The 3,795-nt window shown below is 63.1% G+C and carries 3 protein-coding genes; all 3 read right to left on the bottom strand.

Going from position 1 to position 3,795, the window contains the following annotated elements; all coding sequences use genetic code 11:
• Window positions 1–213: 213 nt before the first annotated feature.
• Genes MPC4_RS16280 through MPC4_RS16270 form a run of 3 tightly spaced genes read right to left on the bottom strand, consistent with a single transcriptional unit; the run spans window position 214 to window position 3,488 of the window.
• Window positions 214–1,185: an ExeA family protein gene (locus tag MPC4_RS16280; RefSeq protein WP_174513442.1), complete on the bottom strand. Its 972-nt coding sequence runs from the start codon at window positions 1,183–1,185 to the stop codon at window positions 214–216.
• A complete protein-coding gene (locus MPC4_RS16275; RefSeq protein WP_174513441.1) occupies window positions 1,175–2,839 on the bottom strand; it encodes an IS481 family transposase in 1,665 nt (554 codons plus the stop codon). Before MPC4_RS16275 ends, MPC4_RS16280 begins: the two co-directional genes overlap by 11 nt.
• A 1-nt stretch (window position 2,840) precedes the next feature.
• Entirely contained in the window at window positions 2,841–3,488 is a 648-nt protein-coding gene (locus MPC4_RS16270) for a recombinase family protein (protein WP_174513440.1), read from the bottom strand.
• Window positions 3,489–3,795 lie beyond the last annotated feature (307 nt).

Genomic DNA, 3,795 nt, shown 5'->3' with positions numbered 1-3,795 from the left:
TGTAATGGACCGCAATCATCCGCGGCCGGGATCGCAATCATCGCAAGTTCCGGCCCACAATCATTGCAACTAGCCTCGGCGCTCGGGACCACAATCATTGCAACTGGACCCACATTGATTGCAACCGGACCGCAATCGAGTCCGCCGGGACCACAATCATTGCAACTGACCGAGGCAGAAGAATCGATCGCGATCCGATCGTTCGAGTGTCGCTCAAACCGGCAGACCGGCGGCCAGCATTTGCTCCTTGAGGTCGCGCGCGCGCTCCGCGCCGAGTTCCTGCTTGAAGAGGGCTCGAAGCTCGCTGGATTTGACGCCGAGCATCTCGGTCAGCACCTTGGTTGTATACCCGTTGCGGGTAAGCGTGGCCTCGACGCCATCGATCTGTTTTGACAGGACGGAATCGGCGATCGCCTCGCTGATTGGCTTCTCGTTCGCCTGAAATCCGGTTTCCAGCGCAAGCGTGAGATGCTGTTCGATCTGCAGCGGCGTGCGCAGCCTCGAGGCCAGGAGGTCGACGGCGGAAGGTTCGAGGATATCGTCGATGCCGACGCCATCGGCCGCGCAGGCGTCGATCAGCCAAGTCATGTATTCGCGCTGGCTCCCAGTCACGCCATCGAGCGAATAGATCGCTGTCCTGTACCCGATCTCCTCCATGGCGGGGTCGCGCAACTCGTTGCGCAGCCTGGGATGCCCCGCCAGCACGACCGAGAGCTTGGCGCCGGCGCCTTCGACCAGCTCGATCAGCCGTTTGAGAGCGACCAGCGTATTCCGGCTCAAATCATGAGCGTCGTCCACGAACAAGACCACCGGCTTCTTGCGCTTCTTCACCAGATTGCGCAGCGCGCGGTCGCGCAGCTCGCCCGATTTCGGGATCTTCAAGTCCTTCTCCGGCGAGAGATCGCAGAAAAGCGCGGTAATCAACGCGCCGAGGGCGACACGGCTCTTCTCGACGGAGACCGAAGTCGCGACCAGCACGCGATCTTCCTTGCCGAGGGCATCCTGAAGCTGCGACAAAGCCGCGGTCTTGCCAGCGCCGATGACCCCGCTCAGCACCACCAGCTTGCCGTTGTAGATGGCGTGCTTGACATTTCGCAGCAGCTCTTTGTGATGCGCCGTCTCGTAGTAGCCGGCGGATCGCAAGGAACGAACGAGGCCATAATACTCCATCACTTCAGTCCGCATGATCTGCCCCGTTCGTCGATTCGCGGCGCCGGCGCCGGAAATAGCCGCGGACGCATTCGATGATCGCGCGGCGTTCCAGCGTCCCGGTCAGAATGCTGTCGATATAGGCGCGATCCTCCTGGCTCAGCCGAGCCAGCGGGGTCGCCAGATAATCGGCGATCGCCAGCTTGGCCGCGAGCACGGTAGGGAAGCGGAATTCTTGAAACGGATCGGGATCCTTGAACGGAACCGATGGCGCCGCCGCCGCCGGACCAAGCGGAGTCAGCTCGACGGTTCCAGAGAGCGCCGCGCGCGGCAATCCCAGTGTGGCGGCCAGCGCCTCGATCCGGCCGATCCGCTCCTCGGTCTTTGTCTTCTTGAAACTCCGGTAGCGGTGCAGCGGGATCGGCCCGCCGATCGGGCCGTAGGGTCCGAAGCGCGTCCCATCGTGTTCGACGAACAATTCCTGATCGAAGAGCCCCCACCACAAGGTGACCATTTCGCCGGCGAGATCCGGATCAACCTCGTACAGGACGCCGGCGGTCTGAACGCGGGCGTCGACGCCGACCTTGCGCCGTTCCGGCTCACGCGCGAAGGCGCAGAACCGTTCCCATGAGCACATGGTCCGAAATCCCTCGGCCGGCAGGTTCTTGATCCAATCCTCGGATCGCGAATGCGTCTCGGCCCGGTGACGTTGATCGTTATATTGGACCAGATAGCGCCGTAGCCAGAGATTGGCCTCGGCTTCGTTCTCCGGCTTATGGAAATGGTACAGCGTCTCATGCGCTTCCTTGACCGTTCGAAATGGGCGCTCGACTTTGCCCTTGGACCTGGCCGTCACGCGCCTGCCGTCGGAATCCTTGGGCATGTGAACCCTCGCGTCGACGCCGAGTTGGCCCATGACGTCGCGATAGACGCGGGATTTACTGATCGGGCCGCTATCGGCATAGATCATTTTCGGAACGCCCTGAAGCACCAGACCGGCCTCTTCCTTTGGCGCCATGGCATTGAACAGAAAGCGTAAACCAGCGGCGGCATCCTCGCCGTAGACGCACCGGTACTCCTGGTAGGTCGCGCCGCTTCGATCGTCGACCGCGCTGAACAGCATCAAGGTCGGCGGCCCGCGGCCTTCCTCGATCCACAACGGCGCCGGCACATGCTTGAGATCCGAGGGCGACGCGTCGAACTGCCAGCAGTCGTTGCTGTGCTCCGCCTGAAAGCGAACCGCCACCAGCGGCTGCCGCAGCCGGGCGTCATCGTATCCCCAGGCCCGGAGATACCGATTGACCGTGGTCTTGGTCAGCATATTCGCCGGCGGCCGCACCAATCCTTGCGGGGTCTCCACGCCGTAATCGGCCAGGATCTCGAGCGCGCGGTTGGTCGAGAGATGGCGGCCCTTGGCGTTGGTCGTGCGGACCTTGAGCGCGGCGATGATCTCGCAGTACCGCTCCATGTCGTCGCGCGCGACCTTGCGCGGCTTTCCTTGATCGCGCCGGCGCAGCGCTCGCGGCCTGAACTGATCGCGGAGCGCGCGATAGATCGTGTCCGTGGAAACGCCATGCAAATGGGCGCAGTCCTCGATCAGATGCTGGCGCTCCTCGGAGCGTGGCGGCAACTCCTCGAGCCTCCGGCGCAGCAGGACCAGCGTCTCGCCGGAAGGCTGTTTGCGCCGCATGTCAGGCGTTCGCCTCGGCCGAAGGTGCTTTTTCCAGGCGATGGCCGAGCGCCTTGATCCCGTCCGGCCGCAGCTCGCCTTTCGGGCCGACGTGCCGATAGAGCGTCTGCCGCGTGATGCCGAGCTCTTCGCAAAGCTCCGCGACATTCGTCTCGGGCCTCCCCATGGCGGCTTGCGCGAGGCGGAGTTTACTCGCCGTCATCTTGAATCGACGGCCGCCGTTCCTCCCGCGGGCGCGGGCCGACGCGAGGCCCGCCTTGGTGCGCTCGACGATGAGTTCGCGCTCGAATTCCGCCAGGGCGGCGAAAAAGCCGAACATGAGCCGCCCATTCGCCGTCGTCGTGTCGATCGAGGCGCCCTGGCCGGCGAGAACCTTGAGGCCGGCCTCCAGCTTGGTCAGGTCGTGGACGATATTGACCAGATGGCGGAGGTTGCGGCCGAGCCGGTCCAGCTTCCAGACAACAAGCGTGTCGCCCTCGCGTAAACTCTTCAGACAGGCATCGAGCCCTGGACGATCATCGCGCCGCCCCGAGGCAAAATCCTCATAGAGCCGCGAGGGCTCGACGCCAGCGGCGGCAAGGGCGTCGCGTTGCAGGTCGAGGCTCTGCGAGCCATCCGCCTTGGAGACGCGCATGTAGCCAATCAACATGTCACGCAAACGACCGGTTAAGTGACAGGAACAGACCTGCCAATTTACGCCGGATAATCTGTCATAAAACCCGTCACTCTGTCTATGCTCTGCAAAGGCAGCAAGGCGTTCTTTGCGCGATCGCGGCCGCGGCCTCGGCCAGTTGCAATGAGCGTGGTCCCATCTGGCTCGATTGCGATCCGGTTGCAATCAATGTGGGTCCAGTTGCAATGATTGTGGTCCCAAGCGCCGGGCCTAGTTGCAATGATTGTGGGCCGGAACTTGCGATGATTGCGATCCCGGCCGCGGATGATTGCGGTCCGTTATA

Source organism: Methylocella tundrae, from assembly GCF_901905185.1.
In the GTDB taxonomy this organism is placed as follows: Bacteria; Pseudomonadota; Alphaproteobacteria; order Rhizobiales; family Beijerinckiaceae; genus Methylocapsa; species Methylocapsa tundrae.
The sequence above is the reverse complement of the archived record's forward strand: the minus strand, read 5'-3'. Positions and strand labels throughout refer to the sequence as shown.